Source organism: Pseudomonas alkylphenolica (genome assembly GCF_004025535.1).
Taxonomy (GTDB): domain Bacteria; phylum Pseudomonadota; class Gammaproteobacteria; order Pseudomonadales; family Pseudomonadaceae; genus Aquipseudomonas; species Aquipseudomonas alkylphenolica_A.
Genome location: NZ_QJRG01000049.1, coordinates 97,631 through 118,740, shown reverse-complemented (window position 1 = coordinate 118,740; position 21,110 = coordinate 97,631). Strand labels below are relative to the sequence as shown.

Sequence of the window (21,110 nt, the reverse complement as noted above, 5' to 3'; positions counted from 1 at the left end):
CCACCGACTTACAATGGCTATCACCCGATGGAGCGGTAAACGTCCAGCGTCTCGCGTGCACAGCGCTCCCAGGAGAACTTCTGCGCTTGCAGCAGACCTTTGTGAATATAGCCATCACGCAAGCCTTCATCTTCAAGCAGCGCACTCAATTGGAACGCAAGCGACTCACTGCTTCCAGGTTCATGCAGCGCCGCCGCGCCTTGCGCAAACTCCGCCATGGAGGTGCCACTCGTGCAAACCACCGGAACCCCGCTCGCCATCGCCTCCAGCACAGGAAGGCCAAACCCCTCATACACCGAGGGGTACGCAAACACTGCTGCGCCTGAATAAATCAACGGCAACTCTTCTGCACAAACAAACCGCAAGTATTTCACTTCGCCGCGAGCCTGCATGGCCTGAATGCGCTCAAGCAAATCCGAGTTACGCCACCCCGGAGCCCCGGCAATTACCAGCGGGAACGCCCGACGCAGCGCGTTGGGCAACTGCGACCAGGCATCCAGCAGCTGTGCCAATCCCTTTCGAGGCTCCAGAGTACCGACGAATGCGACATAGCGACCATGCTCAAGCCCGTGCTGGGTCAGCACGCTGGCCGTTTGCTGCGGGCCCCGCGGGATGAAACGCTTGTCTGCCCCCAGGTAAATCGCCCGAACCACATCGGCACTGAGGTTATAGCGCTCGATCAGTTCCTGGCGGACGATCTCTGAGTCGGTAATAAGGTAGTCCGCGCGCGCCAAAGTACGCGGCAGTTCCCGGTTCAACCACTCCACCCGTTCGGCAGGATGGAAGTGCGGGTAATGCACGAAAGAAAGGTCATGGATGGTCGCGACACACGGACCGGCATGAGGCTTCAAAATAAAATTGGGTTCGTGATAGATGTAACCCTTTCGCTTGCTTGCCTCCCGGCGGAAAACAGCGCTTCGAATAGCACTTCGCGCCCGATAGGCGAACGGCAGGCCACGCACGAAAGAGCGAAAACGCGTTGTCAGCTCGCGAGCGCCTGGTGCCTCACCCGGAGCAGGTGTATGGACCGAACCATGCCCATCGAGCACTTCAGTAGCCGATAGCCAGCGGGCACCGTCAAAGCAATCAATGGTTGAATCGGCTGCCTGCGCGTGCAGCTGGTCCAACAAATTCAGCGTGTAGTTTCCGATACCGGTTAGCGGCGGGCGTAGCGATTCAGTATTGAGTAACAGCCTCATTGCCCCAAACTCACCTGATCGCGCCAGTCTGTCAGCAGTTGTGCCAATGTGTCGCTCAATTCAAAGTGCGGTTGCCAACCCGTTACCTGCGTCATGTATTGACTATCGCCGACCGCAAATGGAATGTCCGAAGGGCGCAGGCGCTCGGGGTCCAATTGAACCTCAATGGCCACTGCGCTCTGTTGCAACATTACATCCAGGATGTCGCGGATCTTGCGTGCGCGCCCCGAGGCAATATTGAAAACGCGGCCTTCAATGGGCGTGTTGGCCAGCGCAAGCAACTGCACATACGCATCACACACATCACGCACGTCAAGAAAATCTCGACAGGCCTCAAGGTTGCCGACCTTCATCACCGGTGCTTGCTGGCCGGCTTCAATTTGCGCAATCTGCCGGGCGAAGGATGCCGTGACGAAATCGGGCGACTGCCCCGGACCGATGTGGTTGAAAGGGCGCGCAATGGCGCCGGCAAAGCCCTGACGGAAGTGCTGCTGGCAGGCCAACTCTGCAGCCAGCTTGCTCGCCGCGTAGGGGTTCATCGGCAGGCAGCGGCTTTCCTCATTGACCTTGGTCGCCGATTTAAACGCTTCGCCATACACTTCGGACGAACTGATGAATAATAAAAATGCCTGCGGCGCATGCTGTTTGATGGCCTCAAGCAGATTGAGGGTGCCCAGCACATTGGTATGCCAGGTCAATTGCGGTTCACGAAAGCTGGTCGGTACATGCGTCACCGCCGCCAGATGAACAATGGCATCGGGTTGTACCGCCTGAACCACTTCCGCCACAGCGCCTGCGTCACGAATATCCAGTTGAATGTCATCCGCCGAAGCAGCGTCCAGGCGATTCGAAGAAATGCCGGTTACCGACCATCCGGCAGCCACCAGCTGACTGCGCAAGATACGCCCGACGAAGCCATTGGCACCAGTCAACAAAACTTTTTTCATACGTGACATCCAGATCCAGTAAGGGAAGTTTCGATCAGGCACTCGCGATGCAGAACCCTCGTAAACAACAAAAACAAAGAGGGACACCTACCCTGCAGTTGGCAATGAGCACTGCGTGCAACGGCGCGCTGCCGGTCACACGAACAACATCCCTGCGTTGCAAGCAGCCCCGCAGGCATCCCTGAATAAAAGGATGCTGCGGTCTTGACTAACGCTGCTTAGCGCTGCGCATTGCCAGCGAACGAATTAGAACGAAAAGCCCTGGCCGTTTCGCTTCAGATCCGCCTCAACCATCATCCGGCACAGCTCTTCCAGTGTGGTTTTAGGTTCCCAACCCAGTTTTGCCTTGGCTTTGGCAGGGTCACCAATTAGAAGTTCAACTTCAGCCGGGCGGTAGAACTTCGGATTGATCGAGACCAGTACATTACCGGTAGCAGCATCAATGCCTTGTTCTTGCTCGGCCTGGCCCTTCCACTCCAGATCGATATCAACGGCTTTAAACGCCAGCGATACGAAGTCACGAACCGTTTCAGTGCGATTGGTGGCCAATACAAAAGTATCTGGCTCATCAACCTGAAGCATCCGCCACATCCCTTCGACGTATTCCTTGGCAAAGCCCCAATCACGCTTGGCATCAAGATTGCCGAGTTCAAGCACATCCAGTTTGCCCAGCTGAATTTTTGCAACCGAATCGGTGATCTTCCGGGTCACGAACTCGCGACCACGCAGTGGCGATTCATGGTTGAACAAAATGCCACTGGTACCGAAGATGTCATAAGACTCGCGGTAGTTGATGGTCATCCAGTGCGCATAAAGCTTGGCCACGCCATAGGGGCTGCGTGGGTAGAACGGCGTCGTCTCGACTTGTGGAATGGCCTGGACCTTGCCGAACATTTCGGAAGTAGAGGCCTGATAGAAGCGCACCTTGGGGTTAACGATGCGGATGGCTTCAAGCAGGTTCACCGCACCCAGGCCGGTGATATCGGCAGTGGCCAGCGGCTGATCGAACGAAACACCGACAAAGCTCTGGGCCGCCAGGTTGTATACCTCGGTGGCCTCAGTGGTTTGCAGCAAACGAATCGATGCGGAGAGGTCGGTGAGGTCATACTCGACCAGATGCAAATTTGGATGTTGAGCGACACCCAGCTCTTCAATTCGCCAGAAGTTTACCGAACTGGTACGCCGATAGGTGCCATACACGGAATACCCTTTCTCCAGCAGCAGCTGTGCCAGGTAGGCCCCATCTTGACCAGTAATTCCAGTGACAATGGCCTTCTTCATGAACTCTATTCCTCAATTAAAAACACCCAGGCCGCACTCCGCGCGGCCTGACGAAAAAAGATAAAACCCGCAACGGTCAGTTTACGATTACCGTCAGGTCCAGTGGTTTGACCTTTTTATCCGAGAACCAGGCAACGCCTTCCTGGACCATATTCATTCTCAGCAAATAAATACCCTGCTCCTTCGGAGCCACTACAGTGGCATTTACCAAGACTTCCTTCCCTGGTGCTACATCCTGAGAAAACGAGGTACGCACGCCGTCGCGCAGCAGCATCTGCTCGTCAACATACAACCAGTTGTAAGCGACGTGGACACGATCCTTGCCCGAGGACCAGACGACCTGGCTAGTATTTTCAACGGTCACGGGTACCACGAATTTCGAGCCTGCCTTGACTTGCAAATCCAGGCGATCCGTTTTGTACTCAGCGTGAAATACGTCCTGCTGTGCCTTTCCCGCTGGCGAAGCCGCATTTTGTTTGCCGTCATCACAGGCAGCAAGCAACGAGAAAACCCCTGCACACACCAGCGTTTTCATAACAGTACTCGCATTGAACGAGTAACCGTTACCCAAACGGCTGCTTATTACATTCCCCATACTGCACCCAAAAAATAGAATTTGAGCCGTGCGTAACCGGCATGCCGGACAAACGGCCATTTTAACATCAAATATTCAACGCAAAAACTCTGCCACTACCTTGCGGTGCGCCAGGAAAACCGCCATTTCCACGACGCACTATCAAAGGTGCGGCCTTACGCCCCTTGCAATGCCTGCCGCCAAGGGAACACAAGCACTGACGCCGACGAGATCTGACTGCCGGACTCCACCCAAAAGACACACAGCTCGTACTCACCGGGCTCCAATGGCATCTTCACTTTCAACGGCGCCCGCGGTGAAACCGCTTGAACATCCCGACTGCCATCAACGACAACAGCATCGCCCGCATAGATTCGATAGCCAACACCCGCCATTACTTGATTGACGTTGATATCGATCCACAGCCCGGGTAAGCCGGCCACTACATTGTCGTCCGTTACAGCCAGGGTCATTGGCTTGGCTACCCCGCCAATCAGACGCTGGGCATGGTACTTGTCGTACGCTGCGGCGTAATTGAGCAATCCTGCCGAAGGGTCATTGGCAGAATCATTGCCGGGGTAGTAATTCATGTAATGCACTTCACTGGCAAACCAGCCTGGCATCCACGACGAATAATCTTCTGGCCAGTTCAATGTCGTCACTGGCACGGCACAGAAACGATTGCTGTAACGGTTCAGGCACACGTTAAAGTACAACGACCATTCATCAACACCCCCTGCAACGCAGTTGGCGTACTCACTGTAGATCTCTTGGACCAGTCGCTTCTCGATGATCTGTGGCTGGTGAGCGGAAAACGATTTGTCACCGTAGCCATGCGCAGTCAGGAGTGCCGAAGTTCTCCACTGCCCTTCGTCATACGAAGTCATGCCAAACGGGCTGGCACGCCACTTGGCCATCGAGGAGAAGTAGTAATAGCCTTTGTAGTTCTGCTGATCGCCGTAGTGGTTGGCCGGTAATGGTTTCAGCAGAATGGCGTCATCATCAAGCGAGAGGAAAACAGGCTCGATGGCAGCATTGCCATAGAGGCGCTTGCGCAGCTGGAAATTCCGCTCCTGATGGTCGGCCGGAATTTCTTCACCGACAAACAGATCTTCATCGCAGAGCACAACACCTGCAACGCCCAATGATGCCAGCACAGCCTCGACCGCGCCCTTCATCGCCTCACTGGTCAGTACGACAACAGCACCAAGGTGCCCGAACTTTTTCAGCGACAGCAACGAGCGCTGAAGCGACTCTGGGCGGATGGAGATATACACCAGCTGCAGCGTTTGCCAGTCGATGCCGTGCCGGTCACAAGGCAGATAGGCACGCAATACTTCGTGCACTTTTGCAATGGCGTCAGACCAGACAGGCGCATGGAACTTGCTGACGTTTGCTTTCAACTGGTCGTAGCGCTGCGGATCGGCGACAAGAGCGCTGACAGTTCGCGCCAAGCCTTGCTCGTCATCCAGGCGGAAACTCAAGGTATACCCACGCCCTACCTCTTCGAGCGCACCACCGTCACTGGTCACCACGGCACACCCGTAAGAAAGCGCCTCGAGTACGGGCAACCCGTAGCCTTCGTAGTGAGCAACCGAGACGTACAGGTAGCATGTTTCGTAGAGGTGCTTGAGCACGCCGTCTGTAGCATTCTGCAGCCACAGGAAATTGCCCGCTTTCTGTGCTTCGGCCAGCCGGTCAATAACTTCGTCGCTCTCCCAGCCTTTCTTCCCGACCAGGATGACCTTCAACCCGAGCTGTTTGAACATATCGAGGTTGCGGATGAGCAGCGAATAGTTCTTTCTCGGCTCAACAGTCCCTACAAACAACACAAAACGTTCGCGAGAGAACTTCGAAACCTCAACGGGAATTTTTTCGTCGGATGCATCCAGCGCCGAGAACACGTTACCCAACGGCATGACCGTGGTAGGTGCACAACGCCCCTTCAACTGCTCGGCGATTTTTATATAGTCGCGCCGCACCGCTTCAGAAATGCAAACAAACGTGTCTGAAAAATTGGAAGCGGCAAAAAAATGCTCGAGGAATCGCAGCACGGTAATCGGATGCGAGTACATGGGGAACAGGATAGGGGCTGCATCATAATGGACGTTCAAGATACGAACACCCGCCTCCCGCAACGTGCGATACAACGGCCAGCGCGAGACAGCATCGCCCCATGAGCCATCGACATCGAAGTACACATCACCCCGATCAAAGCAGACCTGAGCGGCGTCGTTGAGCTCGACGAATTCATCATCGTCCAAAGCGACGCGCTTGAATTTTTTATCCGCCCTCGAATAGGCAACATAAACAATATTCTCGACCGCACTGCTGCCCTGCAGCTCACGACTGAGTTCCCGAACCACCCGCTGGATGCCCGTACGGGCTTTGGTAGTCGTGGTATTGGTTACATCAAAAAAGATGTTCGGGCCAGTGTCTGATCGAGAAGCGAATTCAAGGGAAAATTCGGATCGACCTTGTAGCGAATATTCTTCCGAACGCAATATTGCGGCCTGACAGTATTCAACCAGCCCTGCTCGATCCCGGACACGAAGACGCTCAATTGCACCTGGATCTGCCAGACGTCGCAGGTAGTAGTAGTACACCAGGTGTACGACTTCTTCCTTGTCATTGACCCGCGACAACCCCAGATTGGCGAACGTTTCTCCACAACAGATAGCTGCTACGGCATCGACAGCAGCTTCCGACCATGAAAAGAAATCAACCTCAGCTCCTGAGGTGCAATTGCCGCCCGCCAGGCGAAAGAGCGCCTTGGCGTTGTCCTTGAATTCCATTACTTCACTTCTCGCTACAGTCATCAATAATTTTCTTGTGTGCCTGCGCAATGACCGCATGCGCCGCACCACCGTTTTTTTCAACATACGCATCAAACAGGCGCATGTTCGAGGCATCATTGAAGTCGATACCGCCTGAGCCATGAAGGCGTGGCTCACCAGCAACCGCCTCTTGCCCCGGATTCACCGGTACAGTCTCGACCTTTGTTGCCAAGGCCGCCTCAGGCGCGCCAGCCTCGGTATCAGCGATTTCAACCGACTCGGCAAAAATGCTTTCTTGCAGAAATTCCCGGTGAATGGCGAACGCCCGCAAATGGGCATGTAACCGCGGAAACCTTTTCAGCAGGCGATTTAGCCGTTGACTCAACGCTGGTCGCGACAAGACGCCCGCCATCAGCCCTGACACCAACGGTCGAAACATTGCCTTCAACAGCCGGACCGGCAATGACAGTACCCAGCGGGCAGCGATCGACACGCCCCGCAGCGGCGAGGAAATACGCCAGGACGTACTGCTAAGCAGTGCCTGAACGCGTGCGTGGTGCGTTTCGGTTTGCAATGCAAGTTGCTCTGCGGTGGCAAGCGCTTCTGTAAGCTGCACTTGCGACTGCTTCAGTTGCCCTTGCAATTCCGCACTGTGCTTGAGCAGATCCTGTACTTGACTCACCGCCTGGTGACGCTGAGGCTCTGCTGCTGCCAAGCGCTGCTCCAGTGTACTGGCCTGCGTGGTGCGCTGTTGAATCTCGGTTCGCAGTTGTTCAATTTCGTCTTGCAATTGCTGCCCGGCGTCCTTGGCTTGCGCGCTTTCACGCAGCGCTTGATCCCGCTCGGCAAGGAGTATCTCCTGCTCACGGACAAGTGTTTGAGCATGCGCATCTTGCTCGGCAACTTGGTGGCGTAACGCTTCACTTTGCGACTGCAGCAAAGTGCGTTCATTATCAATAGCCAACTTGAGCACTTGCTGCTCTTTGTACATTGCCAACAGTTCAGCAGTTACTTGTTGCAGCTGACGCTGGAACACCTCGACAGACGCCTGCGAGTTTGTCAGCAGCCCCTCGGCTTTTGCGGCGCGAGCCAATTGATCACGCAGCGCAAGTTCGGCGTTCTGGTAGCGAACTTCCGCATTACCGAGACTGTGTTGTGCCTCTTGCAATTGCAAACGCAAATGATGCGCCACCGCCTCGCCTTGCAGTACATCAAGGTCCAGCACCGGATGATTTGCAGCAGCCTGCGCCGTGGTTTTCCCCCTGAGGCCTGGCGCATCCGTACGAGTAACAGCGTGATTCGATGTATCCATGAGTACCGCTGACTTTCCTTGTAAATGCGTAATATATTGGTTCAATACCGCAGATAACTTGACCGCTTTTTCAACTTTGCCTTCCAGCACCAGAAACCGACTTTCAAGGCCATGCTCATAGCGCTCGGCAAGCGTCCCAAGTGCCAGGCCATAGTCCTTGGAAAAGGCCTGATCAAATAGAGCTGTCTGAGTAGTGTCGCCGCTTTTTTGTGCAACGATACCATAATCGGGACTCACTCCCCCAAGCACTTGCATCAATTTGACATCAGTGGCTTGGGACAGGCCGGCAGGTTCCTGCAAACGCATGAGCTTGGAACGAGCGAAGCCTGCGTATTCAGTCAAAAAACCCAATAACAAATGAGGGATTGGCCGTTCATGAGTCGGGTCCAGATAGAAATTATTGGTACCCACCACCAGGTTTTCGGCATTCGGTGTTTCGAGAATCAGAAGCCCCGCAGGCTTGAGTACCCGCAACGCTTCTGTAACCAATTCTTGCAAGCTGGGAAACGGAATGTGCTCGGCAATGTGAAAGCCAGACACAACTGCCAGGCTTTCGTCGGGGAGCTCCTTCAGCTTCTTCAGCGCATCACAGAGTTCAACCGGCAGCTGCAAGGCCTCACAGACCTCCAGCATACCTTCATCAAGGTCTACCCCCAGAGGGGTGAATCCGCTTTCGAGAAGCAGTTCAAGCCATTCACCTCGACCACAGCCGAGATCGAGAGCCATACACTCACCATACAGCGAGGGCAAAGGCGCTATGAAAGCGTGGTACACCTTGAGGCGTTCTTTTATAAGCTCTCTGGAGCCACGATAGCGATCTTCAAATGCTCGGTAAAAACTCGGCATGATCAACGACTCCTAAATGATCAATTTTCTACTACAACCTTGACCATGGAGTCTGTGGAAAGTTTCTGGTCATACCAGCGAACGCCTTCCTGAACAGCGGCTAACTTCAAGTAATATATACCGGTCTTCAGCGGTACTTTAACATCAAGGCTATAGAAGCCACTTTCACCGGGCAGCAATGAAGTATGCAATGGCGTTCGCGTGCCATCAAAAACACAGACTTCGCCCTGCTCATCCAGCAAATGATAACTCAAGTTCACCGGACAAGGCTGAATACTTGCCAGACGAACATCCGTCAGGTTTTCTACCCGCACTGGAACTTCAAAACGTTGCCCTGCACGCACTGAATACGTCAATGCCTCGGCCTTGATATCGACAATAGCTGCGTAATGTGCCGGAATAACGGGCATGACGAAGGCCGACTTGAGTGTCTCAATATCAATCGGCTTGTGCGAGGCAATAGCAAAAATGCTGGTCGACTTCTTGAAGTCACTCACGCCAAAGCGCTTGAGCAAACTACCGCCCGCCGTACGATCAGCAAACCACAGCACAACATAGGGAAAATGTTTTTCCAGCTGCCGTTTGAGTACCCGCGGGTTTTGCTCATTGATATGCATGAGCCGCTCATACCAGGTACGTCGTACCCGCGGCAGCCAAAAGCCGGCAGCGACAGCCTTTTTCTGCTCCTGAGGGTGCAGATATTCGTAATTCCAGGCGTTTGGCGCCGTGTGCACAACCAACTGCCCTTTGTTTTTTTCCAACTTTGCACTGACCAGGGCATACATGGCATCGTTTTCCTCAGGACTGAGGTGCTCAACGATGTCCGCCGCCACTGCCAGGTCATAGTCGCCTTCGTAGGCCTGCGGCTCAAGCACACTGCCGCAAACAACCCGAACATTGGCCGCAGGCCCGTCCATATCCGCAAGGGTCTGGCGGATCAGGGCACAGGCATCGGCGGAATAATCAATTGCCGTTACCGCTGCGCCTTGTTCATAGAACAGGCGCGTCAACTCGCCACGGCCGGCGCCCAGGTCCATAACGGCCTTGGGCTTGCCAAACACCATTGCGGCATCCGCTACTGCCTGCAAACGACTGTCGATAGCGGCGCCTTTGCTTCGACGCCACTCGGAAAATCCGCCGCAATCGTTGAGGTAGTAGTTCTTGGTGTAAGCCGTTGACAGCGGAGCGCTGGAATCGCTGCCGACTTTGGCCATGTCTGAAACGTCCAGATTGGTACGAATCAGCAATTCCCCCGCATAACCCGGGATGATCAGTACCGAGTGAACAGCAGCCTTGTTCAACCACAACCACTCGTTGACAGAGTAGAAGTTCTCGCGAGACCACTGATAACCGTCAACCAGAATGTATCGGCTTTGGGTGACCGCCAGGTCCAGGTCACGGTATGTGCCGTTGCCATCCTGCTGGCCATCGATATGGATAAGGTCGTAATAGCCGCCGGGGAACGCTTTCAACGATTGCGTGTTAACTGAATGCAGATCTGCATTGAAACCCGACGCACGCAGGTTCTCCCCCGCCCAGGCAAGGGCTCCTTTGCTGCCGCCAAACGTGTCGATATCAGCATCCAGCCCGACGAATTGAGCGTCGGGGCAGGCTTCAAGAAACGCCCGGGCCGAGTAACCGTAGCGAACACCCACTTCGAGTATCCGCTTAGGGTTGATGGCCTTGGCAATTGCCCATTTGACCTTGTAGTAATCGACCCACTCATCAAACAGGTGCCGTAAAGGGTCGGCGGGGTTGGCCTGCGCTCTAAAGTCATAGTTAGAGACGCTATGAAAACTCATTATCAAATCAATCATGAAAAACTGACCTCTGGTCGAATGTCAACCATTCCACTCCAGCCTGGAACAGAGCCCGCTAACACTTCAAACACCAACATTGACTGATCAAAAAACAGAGGAATCTTGAATGAGCCGCGGTCATAGCCGCCGTCCGCCACTCCTACCATCAACTCATAGGTATCCGGATAAAGTGCACAATCGAAACTGAACTCAACTGCCAGGCTCTCACCGCACTTGACCGGTCTTAATTTGCCGCCCAAGGTGTAGGTATTAGCCTCATAAATGACAATGCCAGACTTCGTTCTGATTCCGAAGCCCACGTGCGGATCCTGCCAGTCGCTGGCAAACTGAGTGGTAATACGTACAGTCATTCTGGAACCCATCTGTAAATACCCCTGCTCACAGGTAATATTTACACTGACTGGACCAGACGCTTTGTCAACGACAACAAACTTGGCATCACGGTTGTCGTGCAGCGCCTCGTCGGCAATCAAACTGGATTCGGCACTCTCGTCTACCGCGTTGCCCATTACCATTGCGGCCTGGTAATAGTCCATGACACTGGCGGCATCCCCCATCTTCTCGATGGTGCCATCTTTGATGTAGATGCCTTTCTGGCAGAACATGCGGATCGTATCCGGCGCGTGCGAAACCAGCAAAAGGCTCATGCCTTCCTGCTGATAACGCCGGATTCGCTGCATGCATTTATGCTGAAAGCGGGCATCCCCCACCGACAACGCTTCGTCGACGATCAGAATGTCGGGGCGAAACGCTGTTGCCACGGAAAATGCAACGCGAACCTGCATACCGCTCGAATAGGTGCGGACAGGCTCGTCGAAATAAGCACCAATTTCGGCAAAATCCTCGATTTCTGCAATGACCTTGTCGATCTGCTGAAAACTGAAGCCCATCAACCCGCCCGCGTGATAGACGTTCTGGCGACCACTCAGTTCAGGGTTGAAGCCCATCCCCAACTCAAGGATCGCAGCGATACGACCGCCAACCTGCACCTGGCCCTGCGTAGGCTGCAAGGTGCCTGTGATCATTTTCAGCAACGTTGACTTGCCAGCACCATTTTGCCCAACAATGCCAACCGCTTCACCGCGCTCTACCGTAAAGCTGATGCCTTTAAGCACCCAATGTTCTGCACTGGGCTTTACCGGAAGGTAAAACCATCGGGCAATGCGCTGCCACTCGGAACGGTAACTGCGGTAGGCCTTCCCGAGATTATTAACACTTAACAATGTCATAGGGCGTCCACCATTTCTGCAGACGCACGACGAAACAGGAACAGGCCAAGCAACAGCAACCCGACCGACAGGGCGGTGATGATCGCCAGTTGCTGGGGTTCGGGTGCCTTCCCGTACACCAGAACGTCATGATAGGCCGTGACGATGGAATACATGGGGTTGAACACCACCAGCGATTTGAATTGCTCCGGGATAATGGTCACCGGGTAGGCAATTGGCGTGAACCAGAACCACGCCTGGAGAACGATAGGTACCACCTGGCCGACATCGCGAACAAACACATTCAGCACACCCAGCACCAGGCCGATACCCAGTGACAATGCGAGCAGGACAACCGTCAAGGGCAGCAACCACACCACCGCCAGACTGGAGCGGTGGCCGAGTATCGCGAACACCAGCAACAGCGCAAGAAACAGTAGAACATAGTTCAAAAGGCTGGAGCCCACGACAATGGCGGGCAATGTGATTCGCGGAAAACTTATTTTCTTCATCAAGTTGCCCTTCTCGATGAAGAGTGTCAGGCAACGGCCTATCACTTCAGCAAAGAGACTCCAGGCGAGAATGCCGGACATCAGGTACAAGGCATAAACATACTTGTTATCGATGCCCGGCAATTTGGCAGCAAGGACACTGGACAGCACCAGGGCAAAGATGGCGACCTGAGCCAATGGATGGATGATCATCCACAGCCCGCCCAGACGGCTACGGGCAAATCGCGCAACAAACTCATTGCGAATCGAAGAGAAAACGAAGCCCCGGTACCTGATCAGGCTCCTGAGTAATGCAAACATCAGCACTCCAGTATGAGCGTTTCCAGCTCAAAAATTTTCCGCTGCAGCAAGGACTCATCGGCCCGCGTCTCGATGTTCAGACGCAGTAGCGGTTCGGTATTTGAACCCCGGACGTTCAAACGCCACTGTGCAAACTCGATACTTACGCCGTCCGTCTCATCAATGCCCAGCGCAGTGGCTGAGAAATGTTCGCGAATACGTTTGACCGTCCCGGCAACATCGGTCACCTGGTAATTGATTTCGCCGCTGCACGGGAACTGAGCGATGTAAGCGTCTACCAGCTCCGCCAGGGAGTTACCCGATTCGCTAATCAAGGCACACACCAGCAGCCAGGGAATCATGCCGCTATCGCAGTAAAAGAACTCACGGAAGTAATGGTGAGCGCTCATTTCGCCACCGTAAATCGCATCCTCGGCTCGCATGCGTTCTTTGATGAAAGCGTGCCCGGTTTTGCACTGAACTGCATCGCCGCCCGCCCTGCGAACCGTCTCGATGGTGTTCCAGGTCAGGCGCGGGTCATGGATTATTTTGCTTCCAGGGTTTTTCTTCAGGAGCGATTGGGCAAGCAGCGCAACCAGGTAGTAACCCTCGATGAAACGGCCATTGCCATCAAAGAAGAAACAGCGGTCAAAATCACCGTCCCAGGCCAGCGCCAGGTCGCACCCATGCGCAAGCAGAGCCTCTTGGGTCAATGCACGGTTTTCAGGTAACAGCGGGTTGGGCACACCGTGAGGAAATTCGCCATCAGGCTCGGCGTTGATCACAACCCATTCGAAGGGTAACGATTCTTGAAGGGCCGCAATCACTGGGCCGGCAGCGCCATTTCCAGGGTTGGCCAGAATTTTCAGAGGTTTGAGCGCACCGATATCAACATAGCCCAGCAAATGCTGCAGGTACGCCGTTTTATCGGGCCGGGAAGAGACCTTGCCTGGCGAACTGCCAACAGCCCCGAAACGTTCTTCAAGGATGCGCGCCTTGATGGCATGAAGTCCGGTATCACCGCTGATCGGCCGGGACTCCTGACGCACCAGCTTCATCCCGTTGTAGCCTTTGGGGTTATGGCTGGCTGTAACCATGACGCCACCGGAAACCTGATAATGGCTCGTAGCGAAATACACTTCTTCCGTACCGCAAAGACCGATGTCGATTACATCGGCGCCGGCATCGGTTATGCCCCGAATCAACGCATTGGCAATGACCGGGCTTTCCAGCCGCATGTCGTAGCCTACGACGTAGCAGTCACCCTTGAGCTCTGCTACCAACGCCCGCCCGATATTGTAGGCAATGTCACCATTCAACTGTTCGGGCACTTTGCCGCGAATATCATACGCCTTGAAACAGCTCAAGGTATCCATACTCATTATTCCCACCGTACCGGCCATGTCCACAAGACGTGAACATGGCAGTTTGTCACCCGTCGACTAGCCGCTTACACGCCCATAGACATCCTGAAAACGAACAATGTCATCTTCACCCAGATAATCACCGCTCTGAACTTCGATCATCACCAGGTCAATTACCCCCGGGTTCTCGAGTCGGTGCTTATGCCCGGCGCGGATGAACGTAGATTCATTGGTATCAAGCATGAGCTCGCGCTCACCATTGATCACCCGGGCCATACCACTGACCACAATCCAGTGCTCACTGCGGTGGTGATGCATTTGCAACGACAACGAGGCTTGAGGTTTGACAACGATGCGCTTGATCTTGAAGCGCTCGCCTTCTTCAAGCGTGGTGTAGGTACCCCATGGGCGATGAACGGTCTGGTGCAGTTTGTGCGCTTCATGGTTGCGCGATTTGAGCTGCGCAAAAATATGCTTCACGTCCTGCGCATGGTCTTTGTGTGCAACGAGGATGGCGTCTGGCGTGTCGATGACGATGAGGTCCTTGACGCCGACCAAGGCAGCCAGGCGTTCTTTGCTCAGGACGAAATTGTTGCTTGCCCCATGAATCATGACCTCACCGTCCAGGCGGTTGCCGGCCTCATCGGAAGCTGCCAGGTCACTCATGGCTGTCCAGGAACCAATATCGCTCCAACCGATATCGCAGGGAACCGTCGCGACTTTGCTGGAGCGCTCCATCAAGGCATGGTCAATGGAAATATCCGGAACGCCGGCGAAAGAATCCGGGTTCAGCGTGAGTGCCCGACGGCGTCCGCCCTCCTCCATGACACTGCTTTCGTCCATGCAGGCCTTCACAGCCGAGGTGACATCCGGGGCATGGCTTTCCATCTCACGGATCAGATCAGCCGCTTTGAAACAGAAAATACCCGCGTTCCACAGGTACTCTCCCGAGTCCACGTAGCCTTGTGCCGTTTCAAAGTCCGGCTTCTCGACAAAGCGTTTTACCAGGGCACCACCCTCCAGCGCCTGACTGGTGTCGCGATGGATATAGCCATACCCCGTTTCAGGATACTTTGGGGTAATCCCGAATGTGACCATCCAGCCCTCGGCCGCGAGTTTCATGGCGCTATCTACCGCCACCGCAAACGCTTCCTGCTTTTCGATGAGGTGGTCGGCCGGCATTACCAGCATCAGCGTATCCGGCCCATGCGTTTCAAGCAGCTCAAAGGCCGCTGCGACTACGGCCGCTGCGGTATTGCGCCCAAAGGGCTCAAGCACGAAGTTGAGCTCGGCGCCAGCGCTGCCTACCTGGCCGTACTCATCTGCAGTTTTGAAGTAAAGGTCCCGGTTGGTGACCGTCAGAACACTATCAACCCCTGGAAGGTTCAGCGCGCGCGTAAACGTTTTACGAATCAGGTTGCTGCCATCCGGGAGGGGGATAAACGGCTTTGGGTGGGCTGTACGAGATACCGGCCACAGACGTGAGCCAGAGCCACCACAAATAATTACAGGAACGATTTTCACGCGGGGATAGTCCTTTAAATTCGGCCTGAGACGAAGCTGTCAGCCAATCCAGAGTCGACACCCTAGCGTCACGTCAGGATGGAAGAAATCAAACCAGCCTAGCTGGCGCTTCAAGGCGCTTTTAAGGTTAACGAGAAGGTGGGAACTGTAACATAAAACTGCGCTGCTACCGTGAGGAGCGCCACACACAATCGGGCAACTTGCCGACGAAGCGACAGGTTTGCACCCAGCTGACAGCAGGCTGATTATCCCAGCCGTGGTTGTGCCACTTGTGGAGAGCAGCAAACTGCGGATTGTCTAGAGAAGTGCCGGCATTCACTGCCGTATTGAACGTCCTGATTGAATCTGGACAACTGCACCATGCGCCGCTATCAACGGCGTGTACATGGTGCAGGCATTTAACAATGGCGTTGCAACCGATAACTGTGATGCGCTCCCGAAGATGAGGCGCGCGTCACAGTTACGCAACTGCACATCGGACCTTACAACAACCGCAACAAGTACTGCCCATATCCATTTTTCGCCAATGGAGCGGCCAACTTTTCCAACTGTTCGGCATCAATCCATTTCATCCGATACGCCAGTTCTTCCGGGCAGGCAACCTTCAGCCCCTGACGGTGCTCGATCGTGGCGATAAACTGGCTTGCCTCGAGCAAGGACTCATGGGTGCCGGTATCGAGCCAGGCATAGCCACGTCCCATGATCTCGACCGAGAGGTTGCCCCGCTCCAGGTAGGTGCGGTTGACGTCGGTAATTTCCAGCTCACCCCGCGGCGATGGCTTGATCTCTTTGGCAATATCAACCACGTCGTTGTCATAGAAATACAAACCCGTGACAGCATAATTGGACTTGGGTTGCTTGGGCTTCTCTTCAAGGCTGACGGCTTTGCCGGCGCTGTCGAACTCAACCACACCGTAACGCTCAGGGTCGTGAACGTGATAGGCGAACACGCTGGCACCCTCTTGGCGAACCATGGCGCTGGCCAGGAGTTCGTGGAAGTTGTGGCCATAGTAAATGTTGTCGCCCAGCACCAATGCGCAAGGGTCCCCGGCAATGAAGCTTTCACCGATGATGAACGCTTGCGCCAAACCGTCAGGCGAAGCCTGCACCGCGTACTGAATGTTCAGGCCCCACTGACTGCCATCACCCAGGAGCTGCTCAAACCGTGGCGTGTCCTGAGGGGTGGAAATGATCAGGATGTCCCTGATCCCAGCCAGCATCAGCGTGGTCAAGGGGTAGTAGATCATCGGTTTGTCGTAAACCGGCAACAGTTGCTTGGAAATCGCCAGTGTTGCAGGGTGAAGGCGAGTGCCGGAGCCGCCGGCCAGAATGATGCCTTTACGTTTCATGTGCTTATTTCCCATGGATTTCCATCAGCATTCGGGCAACACCTTGTCGCCAATCAGGCAGGGTCAATGCGAAAGCTTGCTGTAGTTTTTGCGTGTTGAGGCGCGAGTTGGCCGGGCGTTTCGCCGGCGTTGGATATGCATCGGTGGTCAGCGCCTGGACCTGTCCGGCGGACACTTTCAATGGCACACCAAGTGCCGCTGCCTGCTCCAGGACAAAGCGCGCGTAACCACACCAGCTGGTCTCCCCCGCTGCCGCCAGATGATACAAGCCACCGCGTTGAGGATCGCGACGAACAGCAACAATGGCATGAGCGCTGACATCGGCAATCAGCTCTGCAGCAGTCGGTGCACCGAACTGATCATCGATGACACCCAGCGTTTCACGCTCGCAAGCCAGTCGCAGCATGGTGCGGGCAAAGTTGCTGCCCCGCGCCGCATAAACCCAGCAGGTGCGGAAAATCAGGTGCTTGCAACCGGAGGCCAAAATAGCCTGCTCCCCAGCCAGTTTGCTGTGCCCGTAGACGTTCAACGGGCCGACGGGCTGGTCTTCTTGCCACGGCGCACTGCCATCTCCAGGAAACACATAGTCAGTCGAATAATGCACCAGCAGTGCACCCGAACGGGCCGCGGCCTGAGCCATGACGCCCACTGCCTCGGCATTGACGCGGTGCGCCTGCTCAGGCTCGGACTCGGCCTTGTCCACAGCGGTGTAGGCTGCTGCGTTGACAATGACATCCGGCGCGTAGCGCTCAAGCGTCGCCTGAAGGCCTTGGAGATCGGAGAGGTCGCCACAGTAATCCTGGCTACGCGCATTGAGTGCCAGCACCTGGCCCAAAGGCGCCAGGCTGCGCTGCAATTCCCAGCCGACTTGGCCGTCCCGGCCCAACAGCAGGATTTTCATGCAGTGCGTCCGCTGTAGTTCTTGTCCAGCCACTCCCGGTAGCTGCCCGACTGCACACCTTCCACCCACTGCCAGTTGTCCAGGTACCACTGAACAGTCTTGCGGATGCCGCTCTCGAAGGTTTCGGCAGGCGTCCAGCCCAGTTCGCGCTCCAGCTTGCGAGCATCGATGGCATAACGACGGTCATGACCAGGACGGTCGGTGACGTAGGTAATCTGGTCGGTGTAAGGCTTGCCATCGGCACGGGGGCGCATCTCATCGAGCAATGCGCAAATTCGCTGCACGATTTCAACATTGGGCTTTTCATTCCAGCCACCCACGTTATAGACCTCACCCACCAGGCCGGCTTCTAGAACGCGGCGAATGGCACTGCAGTGATCCTTGACGTACAGCCAGTCACGGATTTGCTGGCCATCACCGTAGATCGGCAACGGCTTGCCCGCCAGGGCATTGACAATCATCAGCGGGATGAGCTTTTCCGGGAAATGATACGGGCCATAGTTGTTGGAGCAGTTGGTGGTCAGGACCGGCAGGCCATAGGTATGGTGATAGGAGCGAACCAGGTGGTCGCTTGCCGCCTTGGTGGCCGAATAGGGGCTATTTGGCTGGTACTGGTGAGTCTCGGCAAACGCCGGCTCATCGGCAACGAGCGAGCCGTACACCTCATCCGTGGACACATGCAGGAAGCGAAACGCCTGACGCGCCGACTCATCCAGACCCTTCCAGTAGCCGCGGACGGCTTCGAGCAAACGGAAGGTACCGACAATGTTGGTCTCGATGAAGTCTTCTGGACCGTGAATCGAACGGTCGACGTGCGATTCAGCGGCAAAGTTGAGAATCGCGCGCGGTTGATGTTCACGGAGCAGGCGCTGGACCAACTGGGAGTCGCCGATATCACCATGAACGAAAATGTGCCGCTTGTCGCCTTCAAGGCTACTCAGATTCTGCAGGTTGCCAGCGTAAGTCAGCTTGTCGAGGTTTACCACAGGCTCATCGCTGGTCGCGAGCCAGTCCAGGACAAAGTTGGCGCCGATGAAACCAGCACCGCCAGTTACCAAGATAGTCATTGTTCAGATCTTCCTATTGCACACGTTCAAACCTGGCAAAGTTTGAATTTCATTTGTTGTGCGCCGCGCTGCGGGCGACGCCTTCTTTACTTGTAACCGGCCGATTCAGAGACTCAAGGCTCGAGACGGCGACGCTGATAAAGCCAGTCGACAATCTCCCCACCCGGGGAGTAGCCACTTACAGTGTCCCGGAGCAACTGTCGGACGGTGTTGAAATCATCGGCCGAGATGGCGGCCATCAACCCGTCCAGACGCTGCTTCAGAACCTCCCATGGCAGGTAGTCCTCATTGGCGCTCATGATCATCGGGTGACGGGTAGCCAACACGTTTTCACCGATCAACAGCTCCTCATAGAGCTTTTCTCCCGGCCGCAAGCCAGTGAAATTGATGGCGATATCGCCCAGTGGATTACGCTCCGAGCGAATGCTGAACCCCGAAAGATGGATCATCTTTTCAGCCAGCTCGATAATCTTGACCGGCTCGCCCATGTCCAGCACGAAAACATCACCACCCTGCCCCATCGACCCCGCCTGAATAACCAGTTGCGCGGCCTCAGGAATGGTCATGAAGTAGCGGGTGATCTTGGGATGGGTCACGGTCAACGGGCCACCCGCCTTGATCTGCTTGTGAAACAACGGAATGACCGAGCCCGAGGAACCCAGTACGTTGCCGAAGCGGACCATGGTAAAACGGGTTTTGTTTACCTGTGAAACGTTGCCCGAGTCGCCCACCAGCACCGGGGCCAATTCGCGACTCAACGCCTGCAACACCATTTCAGCGAGCCGCTTGGTACTCCCCATGACATTGGTCGGGCGCACAGCCTTGTCGGTTGAAATCAGCACAAAGTTGGCGACACCCGCCTGCAGGGCAGCCTGGGCCGTGTGCAAGGTACCGATGACGTTGTTGAGCACGCCCTCGGCAATATTATGCTCGACCATAGGCACGTGCTTATAGGCCGCCGCGTGGTAAACGGTTTCGACACGCCATGCCCGCATGATATCGAGCATCTTCGCCTGATCGCGCACCGACCCCAGTATCGGAATCAACTGTACAGCCATGCCTTCCCGGGCAATACGCTGCTCCAGTTCGTTGGCGATACTGTAAAGGTTGAACTCACTGTGTTCGTAAAGCAGCAGCGTGCGGGGCTTCTGTCCCAGAATCTGCCGACACAGCTCCGAACCGATCGAACCGCCAGCACCTGTAACCATTACCGTCTGCTCGACAATACAACGCTCAAGCAGATCATGCTGCGCAGGCACCGCATCGCGTCCAAGCAGGTCGGCGATATCGACCTCCTGAATGTCATCTACCTTGACGCGTCCGCTGGCCAGGTCCATAAACCCCGGCACACTGCGAACATGCAGGGGGTAACCCTCAAGCAGGTTGAGAATCTCACGCCGACGGCTTCGGCTGACAGATGGAATAGCCAGCAGAATTTCCTGGGCACCGGTTGCATCGATCATTCGTTGCAACTGCTCAGGCGGGTAAACCTGCAGCCCGGCGATTACCCGGTCAGTGATGCTGGCATCGTCATCGATGAAGGCTACCGGCCGCATGGCCTTGCCCATGCGCAGCGCCGCAACGAGCTGATTGCCCGCCGCTCCGGCACCATAAATGGCGACTCGCGGCAAACCATCATCGCGATTGGCAAAGGGCACATGCTGTACTGCCGTAGCGAACCAGTCGCCAAGGAAATACTGACGCATGGCCAGGCGCAGGCCACCCACCATGATCAGGCTCAACCACCAGTAGTTGAACGTAATCGAGCGTGGAACGACGTTCTGGTGGTTGCTTGCCCAGTAAATGATGAAGCCGAGAATCAGTGCCGACAGCGTAACCGCCTTGATGATCGCGATGAGCGCGTCATTGCCGAAATAGCGCATCACTGCCCTGTACAGCCCGAATCGGATAAACAGTGGTATCGCCACCAAGGGGGCGCAGACGAACAGCCAGGTATGATCCACCACAGGATTGGCCAGATCATCGATTCCCAGGCGCACGACGAATGCCATCCACAGTGCAACCCACACCAGTACGACGTCCGTCACGACCTGGATCAGACGCTTCTGGCGGCGAGGCAGCCCGAGCAGTTTTGTGCGCAGCTTATCCATAGAACCTCTGTAGTTTTTCCAACCTGAGTGCACAACCTT

At 55.3% G+C, this 21,110-nt stretch carries 14 protein-coding genes and 1 pseudogene; all 15 read right to left on the bottom strand.

Features of this window, described 5'->3' with window-relative positions; genetic code table 11:
- Positions 1 to 20: 20 nt before the first annotated feature.
- A complete protein-coding gene (locus DM813_RS24035) occupies positions 21 to 1,199 on the bottom strand; it encodes a glycosyltransferase family 4 protein (RefSeq protein WP_128325913.1) in 1,179 nt (392 codons plus the stop codon).
- Complete coding sequence (locus DM813_RS24030) at positions 1,196 to 2,146, bottom strand: GDP-mannose 4,6-dehydratase (protein ID WP_128326426.1); 951 nt, start codon at positions 2,144 to 2,146, stop codon at positions 1,196 to 1,198. The genes DM813_RS24035 and DM813_RS24030 overlap by 4 nt, the downstream gene beginning before the upstream one ends.
- A gap of 246 nt (positions 2,147 to 2,392) precedes the next feature.
- Positions 2,393 to 3,427 carry a GDP-mannose 4,6-dehydratase gene (gene gmd / locus DM813_RS24025; RefSeq protein ID WP_128325912.1) on the bottom strand — a complete coding sequence of 345 codons (1,035 nt, stop codon included), beginning with the start codon at positions 3,425 to 3,427 and terminating at the stop codon, positions 2,393 to 2,395.
- A 76-nt stretch (positions 3,428 to 3,503) separates the two neighbouring features.
- Complete coding sequence (locus DM813_RS24020) at positions 3,504 to 3,962, bottom strand: hypothetical protein (protein WP_164897290.1); 459 nt, start codon at positions 3,960 to 3,962, stop codon at positions 3,504 to 3,506.
- Between the two features lie 215 nt (positions 3,963 to 4,177).
- The gene (locus tag DM813_RS24015) at positions 4,178 to 6,796 is read right to left on the bottom strand and encodes a glycosyltransferase family 4 protein (RefSeq protein WP_164897289.1); all 2,619 of its coding nucleotides are present in this window, start codon (positions 6,794 to 6,796) and stop codon (positions 4,178 to 4,180) included.
- Between the two features lie 1,408 nt (positions 6,797 to 8,204).
- Positions 8,205 to 8,936, bottom strand: a pseudogene (locus tag DM813_RS29100) (methyltransferase domain-containing protein); the annotation flags it as partial.
- A gap of 20 nt (positions 8,937 to 8,956) precedes the next feature.
- Positions 8,957 to 10,753 carry a methyltransferase domain-containing protein gene (locus DM813_RS24005; protein WP_128325908.1) on the bottom strand — a complete coding sequence of 599 codons (1,797 nt, stop codon included), beginning with the start codon at positions 10,751 to 10,753 and terminating at the stop codon, positions 8,957 to 8,959.
- Entirely contained in the window at positions 10,750 to 11,985 is a 1,236-nt protein-coding gene (locus DM813_RS24000; RefSeq protein ID WP_128325907.1) for an ABC transporter ATP-binding protein, read from the bottom strand. Before DM813_RS24000 ends, DM813_RS24005 begins: the two co-directional genes overlap by 4 nt.
- A complete protein-coding gene (locus DM813_RS23995) occupies positions 11,982 to 12,776 on the bottom strand; it encodes an ABC transporter permease (RefSeq protein ID WP_128325906.1) in 795 nt (264 codons plus the stop codon). The genes DM813_RS24000 and DM813_RS23995 overlap by 4 nt, the downstream gene beginning before the upstream one ends.
- Positions 12,776 to 14,137 (bottom strand): phosphomannomutase, encoded by a 1,362-nt coding sequence (locus tag DM813_RS23990; RefSeq protein ID WP_431312008.1) that lies wholly within the window; start codon positions 14,135 to 14,137, stop codon positions 12,776 to 12,778. Before DM813_RS23990 ends, DM813_RS23995 begins: the two co-directional genes overlap by 1 nt.
- Before the next feature lie 60 nt (positions 14,138 to 14,197).
- Positions 14,198 to 15,643 (bottom strand): mannose-1-phosphate guanylyltransferase/mannose-6-phosphate isomerase, encoded by a 1,446-nt coding sequence (locus DM813_RS23985; RefSeq protein ID WP_128325905.1) that lies wholly within the window; start codon positions 15,641 to 15,643, stop codon positions 14,198 to 14,200.
- Positions 15,644 to 16,125: 482 nt separating this feature from the next.
- Positions 16,126 to 16,992 carry a glucose-1-phosphate thymidylyltransferase RfbA gene (gene rfbA, locus DM813_RS23980; protein WP_128325904.1) on the bottom strand — a complete coding sequence of 289 codons (867 nt, stop codon included), beginning with the start codon at positions 16,990 to 16,992 and terminating at the stop codon, positions 16,126 to 16,128.
- Positions 16,993 to 16,996: 4 nt separating this feature from the next.
- On the bottom strand, positions 16,997 to 17,893 hold the full coding sequence (rfbD, locus tag DM813_RS23975; protein ID WP_128325903.1) for a dTDP-4-dehydrorhamnose reductase: 897 nt from the start codon (positions 17,891 to 17,893) through the stop codon (positions 16,997 to 16,999).
- On the bottom strand, positions 17,890 to 18,960 hold the full coding sequence (gene rfbB / locus DM813_RS23970) for a dTDP-glucose 4,6-dehydratase (protein WP_128325902.1): 1,071 nt from the start codon (positions 18,958 to 18,960) through the stop codon (positions 17,890 to 17,892). The genes rfbD and rfbB overlap by 4 nt, the downstream gene beginning before the upstream one ends.
- A gap of 113 nt (positions 18,961 to 19,073) precedes the next feature.
- Entirely contained in the window at positions 19,074 to 21,071 is a 1,998-nt protein-coding gene (locus DM813_RS23965) for a polysaccharide biosynthesis protein (RefSeq protein ID WP_128325901.1), read from the bottom strand.
- Between the last annotated feature and the right edge of the window lie 39 nt (positions 21,072 to 21,110).

Excerpts from the sequence above, each read along its gene's own strand:
- DM813_RS24035 (WP_128325913.1), bottom strand. The coding sequence starts at position 1,199 with ATGAGGCTGTTACTCAATACTGAATCGCTACGCCCGCCGCTAACCGGT.
- DM813_RS24030 (WP_128326426.1), bottom strand. The coding sequence starts at position 2,146 with ATGAAAAAAGTTTTGTTGACTGGTGCCAATGGCTTCGTCGGGCGTATC.
- gmd (WP_128325912.1), bottom strand. The coding sequence starts at position 3,427 with ATGAAGAAGGCCATTGTCACTGGAATTACTGGTCAAGATGGGGCCTAC.
- DM813_RS24020 (WP_164897290.1), bottom strand. The coding sequence starts at position 3,962 with ATGAAAACGCTGGTGTGTGCAGGGGTTTTCTCGTTGCTTGCTGCCTGT.
- DM813_RS24015 (WP_164897289.1), bottom strand. The coding sequence starts at position 6,796 with ATGGAATTCAAGGACAACGCCAAGGCGCTCTTTCGCCTGGCGGGCGGC.
- DM813_RS24005 (WP_128325908.1), bottom strand. The coding sequence starts at position 10,753 with ATGATTGATTTGATAATGAGTTTTCATAGCGTCTCTAACTATGACTTT.
- DM813_RS24000 (WP_128325907.1), bottom strand. The coding sequence starts at position 11,985 with ATGACATTGTTAAGTGTTAATAATCTCGGGAAGGCCTACCGCAGTTAC.
- DM813_RS23995 (WP_128325906.1), bottom strand. The coding sequence starts at position 12,776 with ATGTTTGCATTACTCAGGAGCCTGATCAGGTACCGGGGCTTCGTTTTC.
- DM813_RS23990 (WP_431312008.1), bottom strand. The coding sequence starts at position 14,137 with ATGAGTATGGATACCTTGAGCTGTTTCAAGGCGTATGATATTCGCGGC.
- rfbA (WP_128325904.1), bottom strand. The coding sequence starts at position 16,992 with ATGAAACGTAAAGGCATCATTCTGGCCGGCGGCTCCGGCACTCGCCTT.
- rfbD (WP_128325903.1), bottom strand. The coding sequence starts at position 17,893 with ATGAAAATCCTGCTGTTGGGCCGGGACGGCCAAGTCGGCTGGGAATTG.
- rfbB (WP_128325902.1), bottom strand. The coding sequence starts at position 18,960 with ATGACTATCTTGGTAACTGGCGGTGCTGGTTTCATCGGCGCCAACTTT.
- DM813_RS23965 (WP_128325901.1), bottom strand. The coding sequence starts at position 21,071 with ATGGATAAGCTGCGCACAAAACTGCTCGGGCTGCCTCGCCGCCAGAAG.